At 70.7% G+C, this 25,283-nt stretch carries 23 protein-coding genes and 1 pseudogene; 9 read left to right on the top strand and 15 right to left on the bottom strand.

What is annotated here, in order from left to right:
- Window position 1: 1 nt before the first annotated feature.
- The 6 genes from KSF81_RS13320 to KSF81_RS13290 form a co-directional block, all read right to left on the bottom strand.
- Window positions 2–445, bottom strand: a complete 444-nt coding sequence (locus KSF81_RS13320) for an Lrp/AsnC family transcriptional regulator (protein ID WP_217379396.1) — start codon at window positions 443–445, stop codon at window positions 2–4.
- Complete coding sequence (locus KSF81_RS13315) at window positions 418–942, bottom strand: Lrp/AsnC family transcriptional regulator (protein WP_217379395.1); 525 nt, start codon at window positions 940–942, stop codon at window positions 418–420. Before KSF81_RS13315 ends, KSF81_RS13320 begins: the two co-directional genes overlap by 28 nt.
- On the bottom strand, window positions 933–1,391 hold the full coding sequence (locus KSF81_RS13310; RefSeq protein ID WP_309139555.1) for an AsnC family transcriptional regulator: 459 nt from the start codon (window positions 1,389–1,391) through the stop codon (window positions 933–935). Before KSF81_RS13310 ends, KSF81_RS13315 begins: the two co-directional genes overlap by 10 nt.
- A gap of 2 nt (window positions 1,392–1,393) precedes the next feature.
- The gene (locus KSF81_RS13305) at window positions 1,394–2,914 is read right to left on the bottom strand and encodes a nitrite reductase (protein WP_305801203.1); all 1,521 of its coding nucleotides are present in this window, start codon (window positions 2,912–2,914) and stop codon (window positions 1,394–1,396) included.
- The gene (cobA, locus tag KSF81_RS13295; protein WP_254453508.1) at window positions 2,895–3,671 is read right to left on the bottom strand and encodes a uroporphyrinogen-III C-methyltransferase; all 777 of its coding nucleotides are present in this window, start codon (window positions 3,669–3,671) and stop codon (window positions 2,895–2,897) included. The genes KSF81_RS13305 and cobA overlap by 20 nt, the downstream gene beginning before the upstream one ends.
- 142 nt (window positions 3,672–3,813) lie before the next feature.
- On the bottom strand, window positions 3,814–5,472 hold the full coding sequence (locus KSF81_RS13290) for a cytochrome D1 domain-containing protein (protein ID WP_309139554.1): 1,659 nt from the start codon (window positions 5,470–5,472) through the stop codon (window positions 3,814–3,816).
- Window positions 5,473–6,021: 549 nt separating this feature from the next.
- On the opposite strand from KSF81_RS13290, the gene KSF81_RS13285 reads away from it, so the two are divergent.
- From KSF81_RS13285 to KSF81_RS13280, 3 genes are read left to right on the top strand one after another with little or no spacing between them, the layout of a single operon-like run.
- Window positions 6,022–7,542, top strand: coding sequence for an FMN-binding protein (locus KSF81_RS13285; RefSeq protein WP_217379394.1), 1,521 nt, complete (start codon window positions 6,022–6,024; stop codon window positions 7,540–7,542).
- A complete protein-coding gene (locus KSF81_RS29680) occupies window positions 7,446–8,078 on the top strand; it encodes a 4Fe-4S binding protein (protein WP_309139718.1) in 633 nt (210 codons plus the stop codon). Before KSF81_RS13285 ends, KSF81_RS29680 begins: the two co-directional genes overlap by 97 nt.
- Window positions 8,075–9,079: an FAD:protein FMN transferase gene (locus KSF81_RS13280; RefSeq protein WP_217379393.1), complete on the top strand. Its 1,005-nt coding sequence runs from the start codon at window positions 8,075–8,077 to the stop codon at window positions 9,077–9,079. The genes KSF81_RS29680 and KSF81_RS13280 overlap by 4 nt, the downstream gene beginning before the upstream one ends.
- A 276-nt stretch (window positions 9,080–9,355) precedes the next feature.
- Here KSF81_RS13280 and KSF81_RS13275 read toward each other — a convergent pair whose 3' ends face one another.
- The 7 genes from KSF81_RS13275 to KSF81_RS13250 all read right to left on the bottom strand — a co-directional run bounded on the left by KSF81_RS13275 (window position 9,356) and on the right by KSF81_RS13250 (window position 14,825).
- Window positions 9,356–10,705 (bottom strand): cbb3-type cytochrome c oxidase subunit I, encoded by a 1,350-nt coding sequence (locus KSF81_RS13275; RefSeq protein ID WP_217379392.1) that lies wholly within the window; start codon window positions 10,703–10,705, stop codon window positions 9,356–9,358.
- Between the two features lie 15 nt (window positions 10,706–10,720).
- Window positions 10,721–11,173, bottom strand: coding sequence for a cytochrome c (locus tag KSF81_RS13270; RefSeq protein ID WP_217379391.1), 453 nt, complete (start codon window positions 11,171–11,173; stop codon window positions 10,721–10,723).
- A gap of 209 nt (window positions 11,174–11,382) precedes the next feature.
- Window positions 11,383–12,720: a restriction endonuclease subunit R gene (locus KSF81_RS13265; RefSeq protein WP_254453507.1), complete on the bottom strand. Its 1,338-nt coding sequence runs from the start codon at window positions 12,718–12,720 to the stop codon at window positions 11,383–11,385.
- Between the two features lie 49 nt (window positions 12,721–12,769).
- The gene (locus KSF81_RS29675) at window positions 12,770–13,228 is read right to left on the bottom strand and encodes a DEAD/DEAH box helicase family protein (protein WP_254453506.1); all 459 of its coding nucleotides are present in this window, start codon (window positions 13,226–13,228) and stop codon (window positions 12,770–12,772) included.
- A gap of 205 nt (window positions 13,229–13,433) precedes the next feature.
- On the bottom strand, window positions 13,434–13,727 hold the full coding sequence (locus KSF81_RS13260) for a hypothetical protein (RefSeq protein ID WP_217379390.1): 294 nt from the start codon (window positions 13,725–13,727) through the stop codon (window positions 13,434–13,436).
- Between the two features lie 45 nt (window positions 13,728–13,772).
- Complete coding sequence (locus tag KSF81_RS13255; RefSeq protein ID WP_217379389.1) at window positions 13,773–14,057, bottom strand: hypothetical protein; 285 nt, start codon at window positions 14,055–14,057, stop codon at window positions 13,773–13,775.
- Between the two features lie 69 nt (window positions 14,058–14,126).
- Window positions 14,127–14,825, bottom strand: coding sequence for a TetR/AcrR family transcriptional regulator (locus tag KSF81_RS13250; protein ID WP_217379388.1), 699 nt, complete (start codon window positions 14,823–14,825; stop codon window positions 14,127–14,129).
- Window positions 14,826–14,918: 93 nt separating this feature from the next.
- Between KSF81_RS13250 and KSF81_RS13245 the strand changes: the two genes are divergently transcribed.
- Window positions 14,919–16,127 carry an efflux RND transporter periplasmic adaptor subunit gene (locus tag KSF81_RS13245; protein WP_217379387.1) on the top strand — a complete coding sequence of 403 codons (1,209 nt, stop codon included), beginning with the start codon at window positions 14,919–14,921 and terminating at the stop codon, window positions 16,125–16,127.
- Window positions 16,124–19,261, top strand: coding sequence for an efflux RND transporter permease subunit (locus KSF81_RS13240; RefSeq protein WP_217379386.1), 3,138 nt, complete (start codon window positions 16,124–16,126; stop codon window positions 19,259–19,261). Before KSF81_RS13245 ends, KSF81_RS13240 begins: the two co-directional genes overlap by 4 nt.
- Before the next feature lie 60 nt (window positions 19,262–19,321).
- On the opposite strand, the gene KSF81_RS13235 is transcribed toward KSF81_RS13240, so the two are convergent.
- Window positions 19,322–20,281 (bottom strand): hypothetical protein, encoded by a 960-nt coding sequence (locus KSF81_RS13235; protein ID WP_217379385.1) that lies wholly within the window; start codon window positions 20,279–20,281, stop codon window positions 19,322–19,324.
- A 498-nt stretch (window positions 20,282–20,779) separates the two neighbouring features.
- Between KSF81_RS13235 and KSF81_RS13230 the strand changes: the two genes are divergently transcribed.
- The 4 genes from KSF81_RS13230 to KSF81_RS13215 are packed head-to-tail and all read left to right on the top strand — an operon-like array spanning window position 20,780 to window position 24,290.
- The gene (locus KSF81_RS13230; RefSeq protein WP_217379384.1) at window positions 20,780–21,988 is read left to right on the top strand and encodes a CaiB/BaiF CoA-transferase family protein; all 1,209 of its coding nucleotides are present in this window, start codon (window positions 20,780–20,782) and stop codon (window positions 21,986–21,988) included.
- A 5-nt stretch (window positions 21,989–21,993) separates the two neighbouring features.
- The gene (locus tag KSF81_RS13225) at window positions 21,994–23,160 is read left to right on the top strand and encodes an aminotransferase (RefSeq protein ID WP_217379383.1); all 1,167 of its coding nucleotides are present in this window, start codon (window positions 21,994–21,996) and stop codon (window positions 23,158–23,160) included.
- A gap of 60 nt (window positions 23,161–23,220) precedes the next feature.
- On the top strand, window positions 23,221–24,141 hold the full coding sequence (locus tag KSF81_RS13220) for a nitronate monooxygenase family protein (RefSeq protein WP_217379382.1): 921 nt from the start codon (window positions 23,221–23,223) through the stop codon (window positions 24,139–24,141).
- Window positions 24,138–24,290, top strand: coding sequence for a hypothetical protein (locus tag KSF81_RS13215; protein ID WP_217379381.1), 153 nt, complete (start codon window positions 24,138–24,140; stop codon window positions 24,288–24,290). Before KSF81_RS13220 ends, KSF81_RS13215 begins: the two co-directional genes overlap by 4 nt.
- A 111-nt stretch (window positions 24,291–24,401) precedes the next feature.
- On the opposite strand, the pseudogene KSF81_RS32135 reads toward KSF81_RS13215, so the two are convergent.
- Window positions 24,402–25,259: pseudogene (locus tag KSF81_RS32135) on the bottom strand (Bug family tripartite tricarboxylate transporter substrate binding protein); the annotation flags it as partial.
- Window positions 25,260–25,283: the final 24 nt, after the last annotated feature.

Raw genomic sequence — 25,283 nt, 5'->3', positions numbered from 1 at the left:
CTCATGCCTCCAGCCGCAGGCCGACATGGTATTCGGCGAGCCGCGGCATGTTCAGCACCGCAAGCCCGGTCTCCGCCTCGATGGCGCGGATTGTGGCGGCGATGCGGGCCTCGTCCTCCGTCGCCAGCACGAACCACATGTTGAGCTGGTGGTCGCGCGCGTAGTTGTGCGCCACCTCCGGATGCGCGTTCACCAGCGCGACGACCTCCTCGAAGCGGTCCTCCGGCACCGCCATGGCGGCCAGGGTAACGGCGCCGCCCAGCCCCTCGGCCTTGTAGAGCGGGCCGAAGCGGGAGAGCACACCCTCCGCCCGCAGCGCGGCGATACGCGCGATCAGCGTCGTCTCATCCATGCCGAGCCCCTCGGCGGCGACGGCGAAGGGCCGCTCGCAGACCGGGAAGCCGCCCTGCAGCGCGTTCACGATGCGGCGGTCGAGATCGTCCATGCCGCTTCTCCTGAAGGTGTCGGGCCGAAGACCGCGCCGCGCTGCTTGAACCGCCGGCCGCTGAAAAGCACGGCGCGCGGCATATCCTCCAGCCCTGCCAGTTCCGCCGCCCGCTCCACAGCGCACAGCACGGCCTCCCGGTCGCGGCCATGGATCATGCAGAACAGGTTGTAAGGCCAGTCCGGCGGACGGCGCGGCCGCCGGTAGCAAAGCGTGACGCCAGGCGCGGTGGCCAGGGTCCGGCCGGTGGCGTCCACCCTGTCATCCGGTACGTCCCAGACAACCATGGCATTGGCGCGGTAGCCCAATTCATGGTGCCGCACGACCACCCCGAAACGGCGGACCACGCCGCGCTCGCCGAGGGTGCGCAGCGCCTCCAGCACCTCTGCCTCCGTCATCCCCAGCCTCTCGCCGAGCGCCGCGAAGGGGCGCGGTTCCAGCGGCAGCCCGTCCGCGAGCGCGGCCAGCAGCGCGCGTTCCTGCGCCATCACGTCCATCGCAGGGGGAATCCCAGGTCGATGCGGTACTCGGCCTCCAGCGGCAGGTCGAGCACGGGCAGGCCGGTCGATGCCGCCACCCGCGCCAGCGTCGCCGCGACTCCTGCCGCATCGGCGGCGGTGACGACGAACCACAGGTTCAGCCGGTGTTCGCGTTCGTAGCAGTGATTCACCTCCGGCTGCGCGGCCACCAGGCTGCCCACCTCCTCCAGCCGTCCCGCCGGCACCGCCATCGCCGCCAGGGTGCTGCGCCCGGCGGTATTCGGTCGCACCACGGCGCCGACGCGCGATACAGCGCCCGCCTTCTGCAAGGCGGCGAGGCGCGCGATCACCTCGTCCTCCGTCAGGTCGAGGTCGCGCGCGATGGCGGCAAAGGGCCGCGGCTCCAGCGGCAGATCGCGCTGGAAGCCGTCGAGCAGCAGGCGGTCGATCCCGTCGAGCGGCAGCACGGCTAGAATCCGATCCGCTGCGCGCGGGCGGTGAGGAAGATGCCGCTCGGGCTCTCGGCCGGAAGCGAGGCGATCCGCGCCAGGCTCTGCGTGTCGAAGACCTCCACCCGGTTCGTGTCGCGCACCGAGATCCAGACCTGCTCGCCGCGCGGGGTGAATTCCAGGTGCATCACGCCGCGCCCGAGGGTGAAGGCATGGATGACCGAAAGGCTCTGGGTATCCACCACCTGCACCACATCGTTGCGCGGATGCGCGAAATTCACCCAGACCTGCCGCCCGCCGGGCCGGGCCACGGCAAAGACCGGCTGGCCATGCGTCGCGACCCGTCCGCGTTCCGTCCAGTCGCGCCGATCCACCACCAGCAATTCGTGGCGGCCGATCGCAGGGAGGAAGAGCAGTTCGCCGGCCGCCGCCCAGCCGCGCAGATGCGGCATCTTGAACACCGGCAGCGGCTCCTCGCCACGGCCATAGCCGTCCAGCACGCGCCGCACGCCGAGTTCCGGCTGCCAGAGATCGATGCGCGCGAGCCCGTCCTCGCCGAAGAGTCCTGCGATGTAGTGCCGGCCGTCCGGCGTGACGAAGCCGTCATAGGGTTGCCGACCGACATCGCGGAAGCGCCGCACCTCCGGCGCCCCCTCCCGCGGGATGGTGGCGATCCAGATCTCGCCGGCGTCGAAGAGGCTGAAGGCGAAGCCGCGCCCCGGCAGGTCCGCGAGCCCCACCACCTTGGAGCGGGCCGCTCCGTCGGGGCCATGGGCGGCCGGGATCTCCGCCACCGGCGCCAGGGTCTCGGCGTCGAAGATCCGCACGCCGCCGGGCTCGTAATTGCCGACCGCGACCAGCCGCCCGTCATCGGAGATCGCGCCGCCGATCGAATTGCCGGCCTGCATGATGCGCTGGGCCAGCACGCCGCGCAGCAGGTCGAGCTTGCTCAACCCCCCATCGCGGCCGAAGACGAAAGCGTAGCGCCCGTCGCGCGAGAACACCGCCGAGGCGTGCGACAGATCGCCGAGGCCGGTGATGCGGCCGAGCGCGCTTCGCCCCGTCGTCTCCACGATCTGCACGCTGCCGGAGGCGCGCTCGACGACAATGCCGAGATCGCCGGTGCCGCGCTCCACCACCGCGGCCGGCGCCGCGCCGCCTGTCAGCGTGCCTGCGGCAAGCAGCCCGCCCAGGACGTCCCGCCTAGTGCTCATGCACGTCTCCCCTGCGCAATCGCGCACCATCCAGAGCGCCTCCCCGGCGGTCAGCTCGTCGCGCCAGGGCGGCATGGCAGTGCCGCGGATGCCCTGCAGGATCACCTCCGCCAGCGCATCGTCGCTGCGGCCGGCCAGCGTTTCGGGCAGCAGCGGCCGGCCGAGGCCGCCGCGCATCGTCAGCCCGTGGCAGGAGCCGCAGTCGTGCAGCAGCAGGTGCCGCAGCTCGTCCTGTCGTGCCTTCGGGATTCCGGCGTCGGCGGCGGCCGGCAGCGGCGCGGCAAGGGCGGCCAGCAGGGCGGCCAGCCTAGGCCGGGGCCAGTGCATGGCATTCCGCCTGCGCCGGGGCGAGCGCCACCACCCGGCCGATGATGAACAGTACGGGGCCGCCGGCCAGCGCCGCCGTCTCTCCGATGCTGCCAAGGGTAGCGAGCATGTGGCGCTGCCGCGGCGTCGTGCCGCTCTGCACCGCCGCCACCGGTGTCGTCTCCGGGAGCCCCGCCGCGACCAGCCGCTCGGCGATCCCGCCGATCTGCGCGAAGCCCATATAGACGATGAGCGTGGTGTCGGGATCGGCCAGCCCCGCCCAGTCGAGGTCGAGCGCGCCGCCATCCTGGCAATGCCCCGTCACGTAGCGCACGCCATGCGCCAGTCCGCGATGTGTCAGCGGCACGCCGATCGCGGCGGCGCAGCCGGCCGCCGAGGTGACACCGGGCACCACCTCAACCGTGATGCCGTGGCGGCGGAGATACTCCGCCTCCTCGCCGCCGCGCCCGAAGGTGAAGGGGTCGCCGCCCTTCAGCCGCACCACGCTGAGGCCGCTGCGGGCGAGGTCCACCAGCAGCGCGTTGATCTCCGGCTGCGTCATCCGGTGCTGGCCCGGCGCCTTGCCCACATCCAGGCGCAGCGCGTCCGGCGGCACCAGGGCCAGGATCTCCTCGGCCACGAGGCGGTCGAAGACCACCGCCTCGGCCGTCTCGACCAACCGGCGCGCCCGGACCGTCAGCAGATCCGGGTCGCCGGGCCCGGCACCCACGAGGTGGACCGGGCCGGTGGCGCCCATCTTCATCGTGCCCTCCGGCATGGCCATACCTCGTCGCGCGGGTTGGTTGCTCGATGGCGCCGGGTCGTGCCGCGGCCGCTGGTGGTGCGAATCCGCACCACCAACCCTGGTTCGGTGGACCGATCCACCTGCCGCCTGGGGACCAGGCGTCAGGATCGGACCGTCAGTACACGTCGCGCTGCGTGTTGTAGACGTTGAACTTGCCCGTCGGCGTCACCAGGCGCCGGTCGCGGATCACCCGGATGGGGCGCCTGGTGCGGTCGTCCACGACCACGATGGCCGATTCCTGCGCCTGGGAATTCCAGACCGAGAACCAGACCTCGGTGCCATCGCGGTTGAACTCGGGCTGCACGACCCGGCGCTGGCCCTCGGTCAGGCCGGACCACTCGCCGATCGGCAGCACCTCATAGGGCTTGTCCAGGTTGTCGATGTCGAAGACCGCGACGGAGGAGGCGATCTCCGCCTCGGGGTTCAGCGTCGTGTCCACATAGAGGTTACGCGAGCGCGGATGGGTCTTGATGAAGAGCGACCCGCCGCCCTGGCCATTTAGTTCCTGCACCACGCGCCAGGCCTGCTGCGGGTGCCCCTCCGGGTCGGTGCCAATCAGCGATACCACGTCGCTGCCGAGATGGCTGGTGGCCCAGACCGGCCCGAAGCGCGGGTGGTCGAAATTCGCCCCGCGGCCGGGATGCGGCGTCGTGCTCACATCGATCAGGGATACCAATCGCCCCTCGCGCGTGTCCACGACGCCGATCTTGTTGCGGGCATTCGCGGCCACCATGAAGTAGCGGCCGCTCCGGTCGAGGCCGCCGTCATGCAGGAAGCGCTCGGCATTGATGCTGGTGACGCGGAGGTTGCGCAGATCCTCGTAGTTGACCAGCAGGATCTTTCCCGTCTCCTTGACATTCACGACCCACTCCGGCCGGTAGTGCGAGGCGACGATGGCGGCCACGCGCGGCTCCGGATGGAACTCCTGCGTGTCGACGGTGTAGCCGCGGGTCGATTCCACACGCAGCGGCTCCAGCGTCGCGCCATCCATGATGACGTATTGCGGCGGCCAGTAGCCGCCGGCGATGACGAAGCGGTCCTCGTAGCCCTGCGCCTTGGAGGTTTCGACCGAACGCGCCTCGAGCCCGATCCGCACCTCGGCCACCGAATCGGGAACCGGCATCCAGAGGTCGATCAGGTTCACCTTGCCGTCGCGCCCGACCACGTAGAGGTAGCGGCCCGAGGCGGAGGAGCGCGAGATATGCACCGCATAGCCGGTGGTGATGACGGTCACGATCTCCTTCGTGTCGCCATCGATCAGGGCGATCTGCCCGGCATCGCGCAGCGTCACCGAGAACAGGTTCTCGATGTTGATGTTGTTCTGCTTGCTGGTGGGCCGCTGCTCGACCGGCACGTTCACGCGCCAGGTCTCGCGGATCTCCGCCATGCCGAATTCCGGCGGCTGCGGCGGCTCGTTCAGCAGGTAGCGGGCCATCATGTCGACCTGACGGTCGGTCAGGTCGCCCGAGGTGCCCCAGTTCGGCATGCCGGCCGGCGAGCCGAAATTGATGAAGTCGCGCAGCGCCTCCAGGCCGCGCTCGCGCGTGATGTCGGTGGTCAGCGCCTTGCCGGTGGCGCCGCGGCGCAGCACGCCGTGGCAGCCGGCGCAGCGCTGGAAGTAGATCTGCCGCGCCTCGTTGAATTCCTCGGCGGTCAGGGTCGGGACGCCCGGCACCACCCCGGGCTGCCGCGCCGGCGACTGCTCGAGCACATCCATGCTCGGCTGGTACTGCCCCCCGGGCGTCGTGACATGGGTTTCACGCGGGTTCGGCACGGGCCCGGCCGCCGTGTCCGGCTGCAGGGGGTCGGCGCGAAGCTCGGCTGGCTGGCGGGTGCCGCCTGCTGCGGCGGCGGCGAGGCCTGCTGCGGCGGTGGCGCCGCCTGCTGCTGCTGCGAGGCCGGGGGTTGCTGCCCCTGCGGGGCTGCTGCGGCGGGCCGGGGCGGCACCGGCACGCCGGCGCCGGGCTGGGTCGGCGGCATGCCCGGCAACAGGACCGGACCCTGCGGCATCGCCTGGCGTGGCTGCTGCTGAGCCCAGGGCTCTGACAGGGTGAACCCGGCCGACAGCGCAATGGCCGCCGCAGTCAAATAGAGCGTTTGGCGCAGGCGCATCGTGTCTTCGTCCCCCGCTTTTCGAGCCACAGAGCGAACCCTACGCAGGAAACTTGCCATCCCCCTTTGATCCAGCGCAAGTATTTGAAACCTTGCCTTCGTTAAAATCGACATCAGCCACTTTGGCAACGAACCCGGAATGCACCCTAGGCCGGTAAAGCGCTGGATGTGGAACCACCGGGCCTGGAAATCGGCCAGGGTTCTCTTTCTCGTGTTGTTGCTCGTCCTGGCCGGCGGGGCCGGGGCGCCGGGCGATGCCGTGCTGCGCCAGGTTTTCCCGGCGGCAGATCGCTTCGGCGCGCCCGAGGATACGCCGCCCGCCATGCCGGCCTATGACGGCGACAGGTTGCTCGGTTACGTCCTCTCGACGAAGGAGGTGACGGGCGGGGGCGGCTACGGCACGCGGCCGCTGGATGTGCTGGTGGGGCTGGGGCTCGATTGCCGCATCACCGGCGCCGAGTTGCTGGAGCAGCACGAGCCCATCCTGATGCTCGGCCTCGGGCCCGGGGCACTTGCCGGTTTCGTGCGCCAATATGCCGGGCTCGATGTCGCCCGCCGCATCCGCATCGGTGCCGCCGCGGAGGGCCAATCGGTGCAGGCCATCAGCCGCGCCACGATCAGTTCCTTCGCGTTGCATGACGCGATTCTCGGCGCCGCGCGGGCGGTGGCGCGCGGGCGTGGCCTGCCCTGCGCCCTCGGAGGCGGGGGCGGCACGGCGCGGATCGAGCTCGATGCCTTCCAGCCGGAGGGGTGGGAGGCGCTGCGCGAGGACGGCTCCATCGCGCGGCTGCGGATCACCGCAGCGGAGGCCGCGGCGGCGCTCCGCCGGGCGGGGGCACCCAACCCAGCGGCGGCACTGCTGCCACCCGCGGCGAATTACGCCACGCTCTACACCGCCCTAGCCACGCCGGCGCAGATCGGCGCCAACCTGCTCGGCCAGGCGGAGCATGCCCGGCTGCTCGCCGACGCGGCACCGGGGTCGAACCTGGTCTTCATCGGCGGCGAGGGCGCCTATTCCTTCAAGGGCACCGCCTGGGTCCGGAGCGGCGTCTTCGACCGGGTGCAGATCGTGCAGGGCGAGCGCACCATCGGGCTGGTCGCCGCGCAGCACCACCAGGTCGAACGCCTGCGCGCCGCCGGCGCACCGGAGCTGCGCGAGGCCGCCATCTTCGTGCTGTCGCCCGAAAGCGGCCTCGACCCGGCCGCGCCCTGGCGCCTGGAACTCGCCATCACCGAGCGGCGGCCGGAGGGCGGCCCCGCCATGGCCATCTTCGCCCTGCCCTATACCCTGCCGGAGCGCCACTTCCGCCCGGCGCCGCCCGCCGAGGCCATGCCGGAGGAGAGCGAGGGGGGCCACGCCGTCATGGCACCGCGCCTGGGAGGCGCAATCCGGGCGGCTTACCGTCCTTGCCCTGGCGCTGCTGGCGCTCTTCGCCACGCTGATGCTGCAGGACCCGGTGTCGCGGCGGCCGCGCTTGTGGCGGGGGCTCCGCTTCGCGGGGCTGGTCTTCACCCTGGCCTGGCTCGGCTGGCATGCGGGGGGCGCAGCTCTCGATCGTCAATCTCCTTTCCTTCACCGCGGCGCTGCGCATGGATTTCAGCTGGGAGCCCTTCCTGCTCGACCCGCTGGGCTTCGTGCTCTGGGGCTTCGTTGCCGTGGCGTTGCTGTTCTGGGGGCGCGGCGTGTTCTGCGGCTGGCTCTGCCCCTTCGGCGCGTTGCAGGAACTGCTGAACCTGCTCGCGCGCCGGCTCCGCCTGCCGCAGGTGACGGTGCCCTTCGCGCTGCATGAGCGGCTCTGGCCGGTGAAATACATCATCTTCCTCGGCCTGCTCGGGCTTTCCCTCGGCCCGATCGAACTGGCCTTCGCCGCAGCGGAGGTCGAGCCTTTCAAGACCGCCATCATCCTGCATTTCCTGCGGGCCTGGCCCTTCGTGGCCTATGCGCTGGCGCTGCTGGTGGGCGGGCTGTTCATCGAGCGCATGTTCTGCCGCTACCTCTGCCCGCTCGGCGCCGCACTGGCCCTGCCGGCCCGCATCCGGATCTTCGAGTGGCTGAAGCGGCACAAGCAGTGCGGCAAGCCCTGCCAGATCTGCGCGCGGGCCTGCCCGGTCCAGGCGATCCATCCGGAGGGCCGGATCAACCCGAATGAATGCATCAACTGCCTGAAATGCCAGACCCTCTACTACGATGAGCATACCTGCCCGGCCCTCGCCATCCAGCGCAAGCAGCGCGAGCGGGCCGCGATGGGCACCGGAGGCCGGACATGATCGGGCAGCGACCGGCAGGCCACCTCCGCCGCATGCCACGGCGCCGGGCGCTGCGCATCCTCGCCGGCGCCGCCGCCCTCGGCGGCGTGGCGGCACTGCTGCGCGGCGGGGCGCGGCAGGCATCGGCCGCGACCGTGGAATGGCGCGGCGCCGCGCTCGGCGCCGAGGCGCGCATCCTGTTGCGGCACCGCGATCCGATGGCGGCCCGCGCCACGCTCGCTGCCGTGGTTGCCGAGATCGACAGGCTGGAGGAGGAGTTCAGCCTGTTCCGTCCCTGGTCGGCACTGTCCCGTCTCAATCGCGACGGAAGGCTGGAGCGGCCCTCGCTCGACCTGCGGCGCCTGCTGGCGGAGGCGCAGCGCCTGGGCGACCTCACCGGTGGCGCCTTCGACGTGACGATCCAGCCGCTCTGGCGCCTGCATGCGGATTGCGCCGGCGACCCGCCGGAGGCCGCCATCGCCGCCGCACGCGCCCTCGTGGATTATCGTGGGATCGAGATCGGCACCGCGGCCCTGCGCCTGGCCCGGCCAGGGATGGCGGTGACGCTGAACGGCATCGCCCAGGGCTACATCACGGACCGGGTCACCGGCCTGCTCCGCGAGGCGGGCATGGCGGATGTGCTCGTCGATATCGGCGAGTTGCGCGGCTCCGGCACCGGGCCCGATGGCGGGCCCTGGCGCGTCGGACTGGAACATCCCGCCATGCCCGGCGGCGGCCCGACGATCACGCTGGAGGATGCGGGCCTTGCCACCTCCGCCGGCCGCGGCAGCCCCTTCACGGTGGATGCGCGGCGCCACCACATCATCGATCCCCGCAGCGGCGGGTTCCCGCCGGCCGATCGTGCCGCTTCGGTGGTCGCGCCGGGCGCTGCACTTGCCGATGCGCTGGCCACGGCCATGACGTTGCTTGCGCATGAGCAAAGGGTGGAGTTGCTGCGGCGGGCCGGGGCGACGCGGGCCATCGTCTCGGAACCCGGCCTGGCGCCGCGGTTGCTTACCTGAGCAGCCGGCCGCCGCCTTTTCCTGCATCGTGGCAGAGCAGCGGAAGCCCTGAATCGGGGCGGCCTTCGCCCTGCCACGCCATGGAGGAGGCAAGGGGGCGTGTTGCGTGCGGCTCGGAGCGGAAGGCCTGTTCGAAGAGGGAGCATTCCTCGCCGGTGGGTGCGTAGTAGGGGATGGCGGGCGCCATTCCCTCGCCCGCCTCCTGGCCCGTCCCCTGGCTCCTCTCCTGGCCCGTCCCCTGGCCCGTCCCCTGGCCCGTCCCCTGGGCGGTGCGGCTCATTCGGCGGGCTGCGGTTCGGCGGCCATGTGCGCCGGCCGTTCCTCATGCACCGGGCCGAGCACCGACCAGACATAGAGCAGCACGGCAACCGCCACGACGGCGCCGGCGCCGAGCCGCATCCAGTAGAACAGCAGCAGTTGCTCCTGCACCTCCATGTACATCATGCCCATCACCCGCTGCAGGTGCACCTGCACCACGCCGGCGAAGGTCAGCACGATGGTCATGAAGAACATTGCCGAGACCATGATCCAGAAGCTCCACATGTTGAGCACCTGGTTGTAGGGCTGGCGGCCGCGCAGATAGGGCATGGCATAGGTGATGATGGCCAGGTTCAGCATCACATAGGCGCCGAAGAAGGCGAGGTGGCCGTGGGCTGCGGTGATCTGGGTGCCGTGGCTGTAGTAGTTCACCCCGTGCAGGGTGTGCATGAAGCCCCAGACCCCGGCGCCGAAGAAGGCGCCGACCGTGCAGCCCAGCGCCCAGAGCATCGCCGCCTTGTTCGGGTGGTCGCGCCGGCCGCGCCAGACCATGCTGAAGGTGAAGATCACCATGGCAAAGAAGGGCGCGACCTCGAAGGTCGAGAAGATGCTGCCGACCCACTGCCAGTAGCCCGGCGCGCCGATCCAGTAGTAGTGGTGGCCGGTGCCGAGCAGGCCGGAGAACAGCGCCAGGCCGACGATGGCATAGAGCCACTTCTCCACCACCTCGCGGTCGACGCCGGTCATCTTGAGGACCAGGAAGGCCAGGATGGAGGCCATCACCAGCTCCCACACCCCCTCGACCCAGAGATGGATCACATACCACCAGTAGAGCTTGTCGACCGCGATGTTCGCCGGGTTCCAGATGGCAAAGAGCCAGAACACCGCGATCCCGACCATGCCGAGCAGCAGCACGTTGGTGATCGCGGTGCGGCGCCCCTTCAGCACCGTCATGCCGATATTGTAGAGGAAGAGGCCGGCGACCACGACGATCGCCCATTTGATCCAGAGCGGCTGCTCCAGGAACTCCCGCCCCTCATGGATGCCCATGAGGTAGCCGCCCACCGCGGCCAGCGCGCCGACCAGCAGCAGCGCGAACTGGACATAGGCGAGCAGCGGGCTCTCCAGCTCGCGCTCCGCCTCCTCCGGGACCAGGTAGTAGGCGGCGCCGAAGAAGCCCATCAGCAGCCACACCACCAGCGCATTGGTGTGGATCATGCGAATGATGTTGAAGGGCAGCAGTTCGGCGAGGAAATTCGGCAGGGCATAGACCGTGCCGGCGAGCAGGCCGAACAGGATCTGCACCACGAACAGGCCGAGGGCGCCGAGGAAATAGACATGGGCGACCTTCTGGCTGGCATACTTCATGACACTCGTGTCCCCTCAGCCCGCGTCGTTGGGCGGCCAGCCCTGGGTGTTGATCCGGCTGACGAATCCCAGGAAATCGGCGAGGTCGCTGACCTCCTGCTCGGTCAGGTGGAACTGCGGCATCTGCCGCCGGCCCGGCACCCCGCTCGGCTGCGAGGCCATCCAGGCGGCGAAGACCGCGCGCGCCCCCTCCGGGTCCTCGTGCCCGCCATAGCGCTTCCAGACATTGCCGAGCTCGGGCGCGAAATAGGCGCCCTCGCCGAGCAGCGTGTGGCAGTTGATGCAGGAGTGGCGCTCCCAGACATGCTTGCCGCGCACCACCCCCTCGCTCATCGTCGAGACCGGCGCGCTCGTGCTGTTCATGTAGAGATGGCTGTGCACCGTCAGCGCGACGAAGACCACGAGGAAGAAGGCCGATCCCCCGTAGAAGATGTTGCGCGTGGCGGCTTTCGTCAGGCGCTCGGCCATGGTGCGGGTCCCCCACCCTCTATCCTGCGATTGCGGAAGCCGACCGGCCAAGGCCAGGACCGCGCAGGGCGAATCAACAATACGCGCAAAACGAGTATTGCAATTGAGTGTTTGCCGCACGAGCCGGCAAGGGGGATTCTCAGCCCAATGTGAAGATCACAGGCCCAAAGGCCAACACCGCCGCCAAAACAGCCCACGGCAGCCCGCACTCAGCCGCGCCGCGCCGCCGCGCGCCGCCGCGGCACCGGACCGGCCGGGCCAAGGTCGAGCCGCCGCTGCCGGGCAGTCCAGGCGTATTTCGCATCGCCCTCCAGCAGGTGCAGGTGGTCGGCGATGCGGTTGCGCTCCAGCCAGGCCAGCGTGGCCTCCAGCTCAGCCAGCGACATCTCCGCGCGGCCCCGCCCCATCACCCGCTTGAGGGCGGCCGAATAGGCATGATGCGCCCCGGCGCCGCGCGGGATGTGCAGCGCGCCCTCATCCTCCACCACCTGCGCCGCCACCATGCGACCCACCCGCAGCCGCAACTCGCGCTCGCGCCGCGAGGGGATATCCAGCAGGTCGGGCTGCCGGGTCAGCACCTGCTCGCTGCGCGCGGCGGCGAAATCGGGGCCGGGGGCGAGGCGCGCCCAGCGCAGCGCGGTGGCATTGGAGGCCAGCGGCACGATCGGGTCGAAGCGTTCCCGGCCATCGTCCATCGGCAGTTCGCCCTGCCGGCGCGGCTTGCGGGCGCGGGCGAGCGTGCCCTGCTCGCGCTCGATCCGCTCGCGGAAGCGCTGGAACAGGAAGTCGTCGGGGTGCAGCACCAGCGCCGACTGTTCCTGATAGGGGCCGGCGGCCGGGTCCACCCGGGTGGCGCGGGCGATCATCTGCTCCAGCCAGGCGCGGGAGCGGATATGGGTCAGCGCGGCGCAGACCGAGACCGAGGGCGCGTCCAGCCCCTCATAGGCCATGGCGCAGGTGACCAGGATGGAGGGCTCGGGCCGCAGCCGGAAGGCGGCGAGGGTCTCCTGCGCGTCGCGCTCGTCCGAGGTGGCGATGCGGACGGCCTGCTCCGCCTGCACCCGCGGCACCCAGCCGCGCAGCCAGCCGAGATACTTGCGGGCATTCTCCTGGTCCGGCGCCACCACCAGCAGCTTGCCGAGCCCCATGGCGGCCTCGCGCGGCGGGATGCCGAGTCGCTCCCGCCGGCCGGTGCGGAGGTCGCGGGTGGCCTCGAAGGCGCGGCGCAGCAGGTCGCGGGCGAATCCGGTCCGCAGCGCTGTGAAGAGCGCCGGCCTGGCGACCTCGGGGCTGCCGGAGATGCGGTGCGGCCCGAGCCGGCGGCGCTCCTCGTCCAGCCATTCCGCCTCGCCATCGAGCGCGCCGAAATCCACCGGCAGCACCGCCTTCTCGGCCAAGGCCTGGGCGCGACTGTAGCCCACCACGGCCCAGCCGGGCGCCTCCAGCGCCACCTCCCGCGTCCGGGCGGCCTGGCCGCGGCGATAGGGCAGCCAGAGAATCGCCCTGCCATCCGCCCGCTCCAGCGTGCCGGAGAGCAGCAGCCGCACCCGCGCCACCTCCAGCAGCGGCAGGATGGCGCGGGACCAGGCAGCCTCGTCATCCGGCGCCAGGGGGGTCGATCTCGGCCAATGAGGGCAGGTGATGCACCTCGTCCACCACGAGCAGGTAGCGGTGGCGGCGGTGCTCGGCGAGGTGGAGGTCGGGCTGCGCCGCGATGCCCTGATAGGTGGTGATGTAGCCCTGCAGCCCGCGGCAGAGGTCGGGCGCATTCTCGGCGGCGCGGAGCGAGACGCCATGCGCCAGCGCGGCGCGCCAGGCCGGGTCGGCGAAGGCTTCCTCGGCCTGGAGGCGCAGGCTGTCGCGCGGCACGATCCAGCAGACCCGGTCCACCACGCCCGCCTCGATCAGCCGTGCCGCGGCGATCACCGGCAGCAGCGACTTGCCGCCGCCCGGCGTCACCGCGGCGAGGATATCGACCAGGTCGGTCTGCCCGCTGGCGATCGCCGCCACGATGCCGGCGACCAGGCGCTGATGCTTGCGCAGCGGGCGGTGCATGGCGGGCGGGGGCGTCCGTCACCGGGGAAGGAGCCGCAGGGTAGCCCCACGCGGATTCCGCTGTGAATCCCCCTGACGGCGCAAATCCGGCCCCCACGGGCTGCCGCCGCGGCGGCCAGGCCCGTCGTTCCGGGTGATGCCGCCTTTATCCTGCGGGCCGGGTCACGGCGCCGGGCGCCGCGGCCCGCCGCCGGGCAAGGCCGTCCTATGCGGAGCGCGCCAGGGCGCGGAGATCCCGCAGCATGGAGCGCAGCAGGGCCGCTTCGCCGCTGCACAGCTCCGCATCGGTGCCGTCGCCGGTGAGCCGCGCCACCAGAATTTCCGCCTTGCTGGCGAGATCGCCGATGCTGCGGGCGCGCAGGGCAGCAAGCGATAGCAGGATTTGCGCCTCCGCCTCGCAGACCGCGTCCAGGTCGTGCTCGCTGGTGCATTCCCCGGCCAGGACCGGAATCTGCTCCAGCCTCTGGCAAAGGCCCGCCAGGTCGTCGAAGCGGAACAAGGGGCCCGGAGCCGGAGCCCTGGCCGGGGATGAGCGCCGCGGCGCTCAAATGGTCCACCCGGCGGCATCGCGGCCGGCCCCGTTCTGGATGGACATGGCATGCGCCGGCCGGCAGGCGGTGATCTGCGCGCCGCGCGCGACGAAGGCGGCGACCATGGCCGCCACCTCGGCCTCGGTGGGGCGGCCCAGGGCGCGGCAGCGCTGCATATGGGCCAGCATGGTGCGGCGGCCATCGGCGGCGGCACGGAAGGCGGCGCCGGGAGCGTTCTTGGCGGCAGGAGTATCGGCTTGAGTGGTGCTGCCTTGGTTTTGGCTGCGGCTAACAGGCATTGTCCTGTCCTCACGTTTCCGTGAAGGGACATTACGCTGTATACGCATCACGTGAAAATGCTTGGAATGTTAATTATTCTTCATGTTCTGGGCCGCCGGGGCCAGGGCGCGGAGGACCATGTCGATATGCGCCTCCCGCATCGCGCCGAGATCCGGTGCCCGGTCCTCGCCCAGCATCATCCGCCAGACCGAACCCATGATGGCCGGCGCCAGGACCACATGGACCAATCCCGGCTGGTCCACCGCATCGGCCCGGAATTCGCCGGTCTCGATCCCGGCGCGGAGCGCGGCGCGGACGATCTCCGTGGCGCGGGCCAGCACCTCCCGGCTGTAGAAATCCGCCAGTTCCGGGAAACGGTCGGCTTCCGCGATGATGAGCTTGCACAGCACCTGCTCGCGCGGATTCTCCGCCATCCGGGCATAGCCGGTGGTGATCAGGCGGCGCAGCATCTCCCGCCGCGGGCCCTGGAAGCCGGCGATCAGCCGCGCCGCCTCGTCGAGCTTCGGCGCCACGCAGCCGCGCACCGCGGCCATGAAGAGGTCGGCCTTGCCGCCCGGGAAATAGTGGTAGAGCAGCCCCTTGGCGACGCCGGCCCGGCTGGCCACGGCCGCCATCCCGGCGCCGGCATAGCCACGCTCGGCGAATTCCTCGATCGCCGCCGCCAGGATCAGCGGCATCCGCTCGGCCGGCGCCAGACGCTGCCGCCGCTGCCGCCCCTCCGCCCCTACCACCGCCACCTGCCCAGGCTTTCCCATCGCCTGCGTCATGCTCCCTTATTGACCGAACGGCCAGTAAGGGACCATATAGGCATCCGCTACTGACCGTCCAGTCGGTAGTCTCGCGGAGTGCCGGCAAGGCCCATGCTCGACAATCCCAACCCCACGCCCTTCGGCGAAACCACCGCCCCGACCCCGCGGACCGCCCCGCCGGCTGGCCGCCGGTGGCGCGGCTGGCTGCTGGCCGGTGCGGCGGTGCTGGCCCTCGGGGCCGGGGCCGGGCTGCTGCATTTCCGCGGCGCCACCGCGCCAACCCCCGCCGCGCCGCCCCGGGAGGCCATGGTCGCCCCGCCGGCGCTGACGGTCGCGGTGGCGCCGGTCGAGAGCCGGCCCATGCTGCGGGTGGTCATCGGCGATGGTTCGGTGGTGGCTTGGCAGGAATTGGTGATCGGCGCCGAGCTTGGCGGGCTCCGCGTCGTCGAGGTTGCCGTCGAGGAGGGCGAGAGCGTCCGCCGCGGCCAGCTCCTGGCCCGATTCGACGATGCGGTGCTGGCCGCCCAGTTCGCCCAGGCCGAGGCCGCCGTGACCGAGGCGGAGGCGGCCCTCGAGATCGCGCAACTGGACCTTGAGCGGGCCCGGCAGCTCTCCCGCAGCGCCATCGCCACGCGGCAGACGTTGGAGCAGCGGCAATCGGCGGCGCGCCAGGCGGAGGCACGGCTGCTCGCCGCGCGGGCCCGCCGCGACGAGACCGCCGCCAGGTTGGCCCAGACCCGCGTGGTGGCGCCGACCGATGGGACCGTCTCGCGCCGGAGCGCCCTGCTCGGCGCCGTCGTCCCGGCCGGGCAGGAGATGTTCCGCCTGATCCGCGACAACCGGCTGGAACTGGATGCGCGGGTGCCGGAACTCGACCTCGCCGGCGTCAGCCCCGGCCAGGCGGTGCGCGTGCTGCATGGCGAGCGGATGATCGAGGCCAGGGTCCGCATGGTGGCGCCGATTGTCGCGGCGGAGACGCGGCTCGGCCTGGTGCATGTCGCCCTGCCGGAGGGCTCCGGCCTTCGCCCTGGCATGTTCGCCCGGGCCGAGATCCGGTCGGAGGCGCCGCGCGCCATCGCCGTACCGCAGCAGGCCGTGGTGTTCCGCGAGGGCGCCCCCGCCGTCTTCGTGCTGCCGGAGGGGAGCGAGCGCGTCGCGCTCAGGCGCATCGAGACCGGCGCCCGCCAGGAGGGCATGGTCGAGGTCGCATCGGGCCTGCGTCCAGGCGAGCGGATCGTGCTCACCGGCGCCGGCTTCCTCAGCGATGGCGACCGCGTGGCCCTCGCCCCGCCCGCTGAGCGTCAGGCGGCGGCCCCATGAGCAGCAGCGCGCCCGAATACCGCAACATCTCCGCCTGGGCCATCCGCAACCCGGTGGCCACCATGGTGCTGTTCCTGCTGCTGACCGTGGCGGGGCTGGTCGCCTTCCCCTGGCTCCGCATCAACAATACCCCTGATCTCGACCTGCCGGCGGTGGTGGTGACCATCGCCCAGCCCGGCGCCGCCCCGGCCGAGCTGGAGACGCAGGTGACGCGGCGGGTCGAGGATGCGGTGGCGGGGCTCGGCGATGTCAAGCACATCACCTCCACCGTGGTGGATGGCGCCTCCACCACGGTGATCGAATTCGTGCTCGGCAAGGATATCGACCGCGCCACCAATGATGTGCGGGACAAGGTCGCGCAGATCCGCACCTTCCTGCCGGCCGGCGTGCGCGAACCCGTGGTGACGCGGGTGGAGGCCACCGGCGGCGCCATCGTCACCTATACCGTCGCCTCGCCCCGGATGTCGGACGAGCAGCTAAGCTGGTTCGTGGACGATACCGTGGCCAAGGCGCTGCTCTCGGTGCCCGGCGTCGCGCTGGTGAACCGGGTGGGCGGGGTGGATCGCGAGATCCGCATCGCGCTCAGGCCGGACCGGCTGCTGGCGCTCGGCATCACCGCCAACCAGGTGAATGCGCAGCTCCGCGACCTGAACGTCAACCTGCCGGGCGGCCGCGGCACGGTCGGCGCCGGCGAGCAGGCCATCCGCACGCTCGGCTCCGCGCCTTCGGTCGAGGCGCTGCGCGCCCGCAGCATCATTTTGCCCGGCGGCCGCACCGCCCGGCTCGGCGAGCTGGCCGAGGTGGCCGATGCCACCGCCGAGATCCGCACCGCCGCAAGGCTGGACGGCCGGCCGGTGGTGGGTTTCGAGGTGATGCGCACGCGCGGCTCCTCCGAGGTGCGGGTCGCCGGGCAGGTGGCGGAACGCGCCCGGCTGCTGGCGGCGGAGCATCCCGGCCTCGAGATCCACCAGGTCACCTCCACCGTGAGCTTCGTGCTGGCCGGCTACCATGCCGCCCTCGAGGCCCTGGCCGTCGGCGCCGTGCTGGCGATGGTGGTGGTCTGGCTGTTCCTGCGGGACTGGCGGGCCACCGCCATGGTCTCGGTGGCCATGCCGCTCTCGCTGGTGCCGACCTTCTTCGTGATGCACTGGCTCGGCTTCTCGTTGAACAACGTGACGCTGCTGGGGCTGACCCTGGTGGTCGGCGTGCTGGTGGATGACGCCATCGTCGAGATCGAGAACATCGTCCGCCACATGCGCGCCAATCCCGGCGCCGGCGCCTATCGGGCGGCGCTGGATGCCTCGGCGGAGATCGGCCTGGCGGTGGTCGCCACCACCGCGGCGATTCTCGCCGTCTTCGTGCCGGTGGCCTTCATGCCGGGCATCCCGGGGCAGTTCTTCCGCCAGTTCGGCCTGACGGTCGCGGCCGCCGTGGCCTTCTCCCTGGTGGTGGCGCGGCTGCTGACGCCGCTGCTCGGCGCCTATTTCCTGAAGGATGGGGGCAAGGACCACGCCGAGGAGGTCGGCGATGGCGCGGTGGGCCGCCGCTACCTGCGGCTGCTGCGCTGGTGCCTGCGGCACCGCCTGGTCACGCTGTTCGGGGGCCTCGGCTTCTTCGCCGTCTCGGTGGCGCTGGTGCCCTTCATCCCGCAGGATTTCGTCCCCGGCGCCGATCGCGGCCGCTCCGCGCTCTCCATCGAGCTGGCGCCCGGCGCCACCCTTTCCCAGACCGAGGCGGTGGTGCAGCAGGCCACCCGCATCCTGCGGCAGCGGCCGGAGGTGGAATCGGTCTTCGCCTCGCTCGGCACCGCCAATAGCGGCGCGGCGGGCGGCCCGGCGCTGGGCAATACCACCAAGGCCGGCGACCCGCGCACCGCGAACCTCATCGTCACCCTGGTGCCACGGGCCGAGCGCGGCATCAGCCAGCAGCGTTTCGAGGCGCTGGTGCGGCCGGATCTGGAACGCCTGCCCGGTGCGCGCGTCAAGTTCGGTGCCGATGGCCAGAGCGGCTCGCGCCTGCAGGTGACGCTGGTGGGCGATGACGCCGAGGCCCTGGCCCAGGCGGCCCGCGAGCTGGAGAGCCAGATGCGCGGCCTGCCCCGCCTGGCCGGTGCCCGCTCCACCGCCAGCCTGGTGCGGCCGGAGCTGCAGATCATCCCGCGCGAGGCGCGGGCGGCGGAGCTGGGTGTCTCGGTCGCGGCCATCAGCACCACCGCGCGCATCGCCACCATCGGCGACATCGATCAGAGCCTGGCGCGGTTCAACCTGCCGGACCGGCAGATCCCGATCCGGGTGATGCTGGACGAGCGCGCGCGCGGCGACCTCGACCAGTTGCGGATGCTGCGGGTCGAGGGCCGCGCCGGGCTGGCGGTGCCGCTGGATGCGGTGGCGGAGATCCGGCACGGCGCCGGCCCGGCGCAGATCGACCGGCTCGACCGCGTGCGCAAGGCCATGGTGGAGGCGGAGCTGAACGGCCTGCCGCTGGGCGAGGCGACGAAGCTGGTGGCGGCGCTGCCGATCATGCAGCACCTGCCGGAGGGCGTGCGGCAGCGCGCCACCGGCGATACCGAGATCATGGCGGAGCTCTTCGGCGGCTTCGCGGTGGCGCTCGGCTCCGGGGTGCTGTTGATCTATCTGGTGCTGGTGCTGCTGTTCGGCGGCTTCCTGCAGCCGCTGACGATCATGTCGGCGCTGCCGCTCTCGCTCGGCGGCGCGCTGCTGGCGCTGCTGCTGGCGCAGAAGGCGCTTGGCGTCTCGGCGGTGATCGGCGTGCTGATGCTGATGGGGATCGTGGCGAAGAACTCGATCCTGCTGGTGGAATACGCGGTGCTGGCGCGGCGCGAGCAGGGCCTTTCCGGCGAGGCGGCAATCGTTGAGGCGGCGCGCAAGCGCGCCCGGCCGATCGTGATGACCACCATCGCGATGTGCGCCGGCATGGCGCATATCGCGGCCGGCATCGGCACGGACAGCGAGTTCCGCTCGCCCATGGCGCTGGTGGTGATCGGCGGGCTGGTGACCTCGACCCTGCTCAGCCTGGTCTTCGTGCCGGCGGCCTATAGCTATGTGGACCAGTTCGAGGGGTGGCTGCTGCGGCGCGGCAGGCGGGGTGCGGGGGCGGTGCGGGTTCCGGGGTGAGAGGGTAGCCCCTTTTCGATGGCGCCGCAGAGGACGTGCGAATGTTATGTTCTTTTTTGTCTATCCTTCGGAGAGCCGACTCCGTTTCAGTTCGTCACGAAGGCCGTTCACCCATTTTGCGGCTTCCGTAGCAGCTTCAGAATTGCCGTGCTTGTCTGGATGGAGCAGGAATAGCAGTGCTTTGAGTCGAGCATCGTCTAATCCAAGCTGCGCCATCGCACTTGTGGATGTTTGGTTTTTTCTGATTCTCTTTAACTCAGTCTTTAGCCGAAAGATTTCCTCCAAAATTGCGTTATTTTCTGCCAATACTGCGTCATGCTTAGCTAATGCTAAATCGCGTTCAGCTCGAATGCTATCCACCTCAATTTGATTGGGATAAAATTCGGACTGCGGTCTGGTATTATATTCCGAGATCGCATCAAAATCTGAAGTGGAGTTTGGCCTGCTTGCTGGCTTGCGCTGCTTCCGAATTGGCTCCGGCTGTAGCATACGGAGGGGCATATTTGGCTGAGCATTTAGGACATTCGCAGTTATTTTCTTTTCTTCTTTGTGCCAGAATAGAAGATTGATTGCTTGGTCGCCAACGTCGAGCACACAAGCAAGCATTTTGGATGCTCTGGCTTTTCTACGGACTTGATTCGCTCGCCGAATGCCCAATGCATCTCTGGGCAATTGGACAAAAAGAAGGATGGGGGGATCTGGCCAAAAAATCACTCGGCGCCTAAGTGCATGAAATTTTGTAACCGGCGCGGCCGCAGCCAAATCAATCCACCAACCCGGCAAGCAAAAATTATCCCTACTTACCGCTTTAACGGCATCCTCAAGCCCAGCCCTACTACAACAGAAGCCGAATGGGCTATCCGTTATAACTTCGTTAAAGCAATGCTCAATTGATTTTACATCTTTTGCGATGGAAATCGGACACCAAGCCGAGCGACTCCAACCTCCAAACGCTCTGAATGTGTCGCACACCGTGCTATCTTCAGCAACACTCTCGGGAAATTGATCTTTCGCCGCCAATGAACGTTTCTCCAAAGCGCGCCGCATCCAAGTTGACCTTTACCCAATACCCAAACGGAGGGACTGCCGCGCCCAGGTTCCGGGCAACTGAATATCATTCTTACTAACAAATGAGATACACACAGTCCAGTTAATGCTGCAAGAAACGAATGTGTGCTGGATGATTTTGGAGGACGCAGTTATCCAACAGAGCCGCTGGTGTGAGGTGGCGCAGAAGGCAGCGGAGTCACACGGACCGCGGCGGAATGGCGACTCGAGCATCTGCCAATGCTTCTGGCCCTGGTCCGCGCGACAGGATATGCACCACAACCTTGCCGAGACGGACGCCGGCTTCAACGGAGCGCACCAGCGTATCGGATGGGCATCAGCGCGTGCCGCCGGCCATCCTGCCTGCCGCAGCACTGCCTTACGCTAGACGGCGAATAGCCGACCCGGCGCCGGATCGCCAGAGGGCGCCGCCTTTCCTATGCTTCCCAGATCTAATGGGAGAGGAATGCCATGCCCGAGACCACCACCGCCACCGGCCCCCTGCACGGCATCCGCGTGCTCGACCTCACCGGCGTGGTGCTCGGCCCCTTCGCCACCCAGACGCTCGGCGACTGGGGCGCCGAGGTCATCAAGCTGGAACCACCGCAGGGCGACCTGGTGCGGAATTCCGGGGTGTATCGCCATCCCGGCATGGCCTCGGTCTTCCTCGGCGTCAACCGCAACAAGCGCTCCCTCTGCCTCGACCTGAAGACGCCGGAGGGGGCCGAAATCCTGCGCCGACTGATCCCCTCGATGGATGTGCTGGTGAGCAATATCCGCCCCGCCGGCATGGCCCGCCTCGGCTTCGGCTATGCGGATTGCGCGGCGCTCAACCCGCGCCTCGTCTATGCGGTGGCGACCGGCTTCGGCCAGGACGGGCCGGACCGCGCCCGCCCGGCCTTCGACGAGATCATCCAGGCCGCCAGCGGCCTCGCCGCCGTGGTGGGGGAGGATGGGCCGCCCGCCTTCGTGCCCTCCCTCGTCGCCGACAAGATCACCGGCATGGCCCTGCTCTCCGCGACGCTCGCCGCGCTGCTGCACCGGGAACGCACTGGCGAGGGCCAATTGGTCGAGGTGCCGATGCTGGAGACGCTCACCGCCTTCGTCGCCGTCGAGCACCTGGGCGGCCTGACCTTCGACCCGCCGCAGGGCGAGCCGGGCTACAAGCGGCTGCTGCACCGCAAGCCGGTGCCGACCGCGGATGGGCATATCACCCTGCTGCCCTATACGGCGGCGCATTGGCGCGCCTTCCTCACCGCCGCCGGCAGGCCGGAGCTGATCGAGGAACTCGGCGTCGAGAACCCGGTGACGCGCAACGCCAATATCGACCGGATCTATGCCGCCTGCGCCGAGATCGCGCCGGGCCGCACCACCGCGGAATGGCTGGCGCTCTGCGACGAGCTCGACATCCCCGCCACCGCCTTCTCGCGGCTGGAGGATCTTCCGGAACACCCGCATCTGAAGGCGGTCGGCCTGTTCCAGGACATGGACCACCCGAGCGAGGGCCGGCTCCGCTACGCCCGCCCGCCGACCCGCTTCGCCAGGACCCCCGCCAGCGTGCGGCGCCCGATGCCGCGGCTCGGCGAGCATACGGCGGAAATCCTGGGCGAGCTTGGCTATGACCAGGCGGCGATCGAGGCGATGGCCGCGCGCGGCACCGTCAGGCTGGGCGGCGGCTGAAGCCGATGCTGCCCAGGCTCTCGCCCCGCATCGCGGCCACCGCCGCGCCGCCGATCCCCGCCGCCCGCGCCTGGGCGGCGCGCTATGCCGGCGGCGCCGGCCCTACCATCGACCTCACCCAGGCGGTGCCCGGCTATCCGCCGCCACCCAGCCTGCTGGAGCAACTCGCGCGCGCCGCCGGCAGCCCGGCCCATGCCGGCTATGGCCCGATCGACGGCGAGCCGCCGCTGCGCGAGGCGCTGGCCGCGGATATGGCCGCCTGCTACGGCGCGCCCATCGGCACCGCCGATATCGCCATCACTTCCGGCGGCAACCTGGCCTTCACCATGGCCATGACGGTGCTGGCCGGCACGGGCGATGCGGTGCTGCTGCCCGCGCCCTGGTATTTCAACCACCGCATGGCGCTGGAGATGCTGGGCATCCGCGCCATCCCCCTGCCCTGCCGCGCCGAGGACGGCTTCCTGCCGGACCCCGGCCGCGTGGCGGCGCTGCTGGCGCAGGGCGCCCGGGCGCTGGTGCTGGTCTCGCCCAACAACCCGACCGGCGCCACCTATCCGCCCGCCCTGATCGAAGCCTGCGCCGCGTCCTGCCGCGCGCAGGGCGCCTGGCTGGTGCTGGACGAGACCTATCGGGACTTCCTCGCGCCCGGTCAGGTGCCGCCGCATGGGCTGTTCCAGGACCCGTCCTGGCGGGACCATTTCGTGCACCTCTATTCCTTCTCCAAGGCCTATTGCGTGCCGGGGCACCGGGTCGGCGCCATCGCCGGCGGCAGCGCCTTCCGGGCCGGGCTGCTGAAGGCGCTCGACACCATGCAGATCTGCGCCCCGCGTCCCGCCCAGGCGGCGCTGGCCTGGGCGGTGCCGGCGCTGCGGGACTGGCGCGCCGGCAACCAGGCACTGATGGCGGAACGCGCCGCCGCTTTCCGCCGGGTGGCGGGGCAATTGCCGGGCTGGCGGCTGGACGCGCTCGGCGCCTATTTCGCCTATCTCCGGGTGCCAGAGGGCGGGCCGGATGCCCTGGAACTGGCGGAGCGAATGGCGGTGGAGCGCGGCCTGCTCGGCCTGCCCGGCCCCTTCTTCGGCCTCGGCCAGGAGCGGCATCTGCGGCTGGCCTTCGCCAATGCCGGGCTGGAGGCGATCGCGGCGGTGCCGGAGCGCCTCGCCGGGTTCTGAGCCAATTGCGCCCGGCGGCTTTCCCCGCAAGCATAGGCGTATCGAGAGGGAGAAGACACCATGGCCGAGGCCCGCACCCGCGCCGACCAATTCTGCCAGCGCTTCGGCCTGCGTGCGCCCATCCTGCAGGCCCCCATGGCCGGCGCCTGCCCGCCCCCGCTCGCCGCCGCCGTGGCCAATGCCGGCGGCCTCGGCGGCTTCGGCGCGCTGAACAGCACGCCCCAGGGCATCCGCGACTGGGCCGCCGACTTCCGCGCCCGCAGCAATGGCGGATTCCAGATCAACCTGTGGATCCCCGACCCGCCGCCCACCCGCGACGCGGCGCATGAGGCGCGGGTGCGCGAGGTGCTGTCGCGCCTCGCCGGGCTGGAGGTGCCCGATCCCGGCCCGGGTCCCTTCGTGGCGGATTTCGCCGGGCAATGCGCTGCGATGATCGAGGCGGCGCCGCCCATCGTCTCCTCCATCATGGGCCTCTTCCCGGCCGAGGTGGTGGCGCGGCTCAAGGCCCAGGGCATTGCCTGGATCGCCAATGCCACCACGGTGGCCGAGGCCCGCGCCGCCGAGGCCGCCGGCGCCGATGCGGTGGTGGCGCAGGGCGCCGAGGCCGGCGGCCACCGCGGCGGCTTCGACAATACGGAGGCCGAGCGCACGCTGAACGGTCTGTTCGCCCTGCTGCCGCAGGTGGCGGATGCGGTCTCGGTGCCGGTGATCGCGGCGGGCGGCATCATGGATGGGCGCGGCATCGCGGCGGCGCTGACGCTGGGCGCCAGCGCGGTGCAGATGGGCACCGCCTTCCTCCGCTGCCCGGAGGCCGCCATCCACCCCGCCTGGGCCGCGGCGATCGGCCAGGCGAAGCCGGAGGATACGGTGCTGACCCGCGGCTTCTCCGGCCGCCTGGCGCGCGGCATCCGCAACCAGGTGACGGAGGCTTTCGCGGGGGACCTCACCCCCGCCCCCCCTATCCGGTGCAGCGGGCGATGATGGTGAAGGTCCGGGCGGCGGCCGAGGCGGCGGGCGATGCCAGCCGCATGCAGGCCTGGGCCGGCCAGGGCGCGGCGATGACCCGCGCCGAGCCGGCGGCGGAACTGGTGCAGCGGCTCTGGAGCGAGGCGGCGGCGCTGCTGCCGTGAGGCGCGCGCCCTACCCGGCCGTGATCCCCGCCGCCTGCACCACCTCCCGCTGCCGCGCCAATCGGCGCGGTTATGCGCGGCCAGCGCCTCCGGCGTGCCGCCCATGGTCTCCAGCCCCTGCCGGCGCAATTCCGCCAGGGTCGCGGGGTCCGCCAGGGCGCCGTTCACCAGTGCGTTCAGCCGGGCGATGATCGGGGCCGGCGTGCCGGCCGGCGCGTAGATCGCCCACCAGCCCTCGACCAGCACGCCGGGCAGCCCGGCCTCGGCCATGGTCGGCACCTCGGGCAGAATGAAGTGGCGCGCCTCGCCGGTGACGGCCAGCGGGCGAATGGCGCCGGACTGGATATGCGGCAGGAAGCCGAGCGGGTGGTAGACCATGGCATCCACCGTGCCGTTCAGCAGGTCGGCGATGGCGCGGCCGCCCTCCCGGTAGGGCACATGGGTGGTGGTGACGCCGCTGCGGAGGTCGATCAGCGCCTGGGTCAGATGCCCGGTGGTTCCGGTGCCGGCCGAGGCGATGCTGAGCCTGCGCCGCCGCGCCAGCGCCAGGAACTCCGCCACCGAGGCCACGCCGAGCTGCGGCCGCACGCCCAGCACCACGGAAGTCCGGGCGAAGCTGGCGATGGGGGCAAAATCGCGCAGCGGGTCATAGGCCAGGCCGGGCATCAGGATCGGGTTGGTGGCCATGGCGCCGGAGGTGCCGAAGAGCAGCACATGCCCATCCGGTGCCGCCTGCGCCACGGCCAGCGCGCCGACCGTGCCGCCGGCGCCGCTGCGGTTGTCCACCACCACCGGCTGGCCGATGTCGCGGGCGATGAAGGCGGCGGCCAGGCGGCCGAGGATATCGGTGGTGGTGCCGCCGGCGAAGGGCACGACCAGCCGCACCGGGCGGTCCGGCCAGGCGGATTGGGCGGCGGCAGGCAAGGCGGGCAGCGCCAGCGCGGCGCCGAGCAGGGTGCGGCGGTTCATGGACTGGACTCCTCCGAGAAGATG

Source organism: Siccirubricoccus sp. G192 (genome assembly GCF_019084075.1).
In the GTDB taxonomy this organism is placed as follows: Bacteria; Pseudomonadota; Alphaproteobacteria; order Acetobacterales; family Acetobacteraceae; genus G192.
The sequence above is the reverse complement of the archived record's forward strand: the minus strand, read 5'-3'. Positions and strand labels throughout refer to the sequence as shown.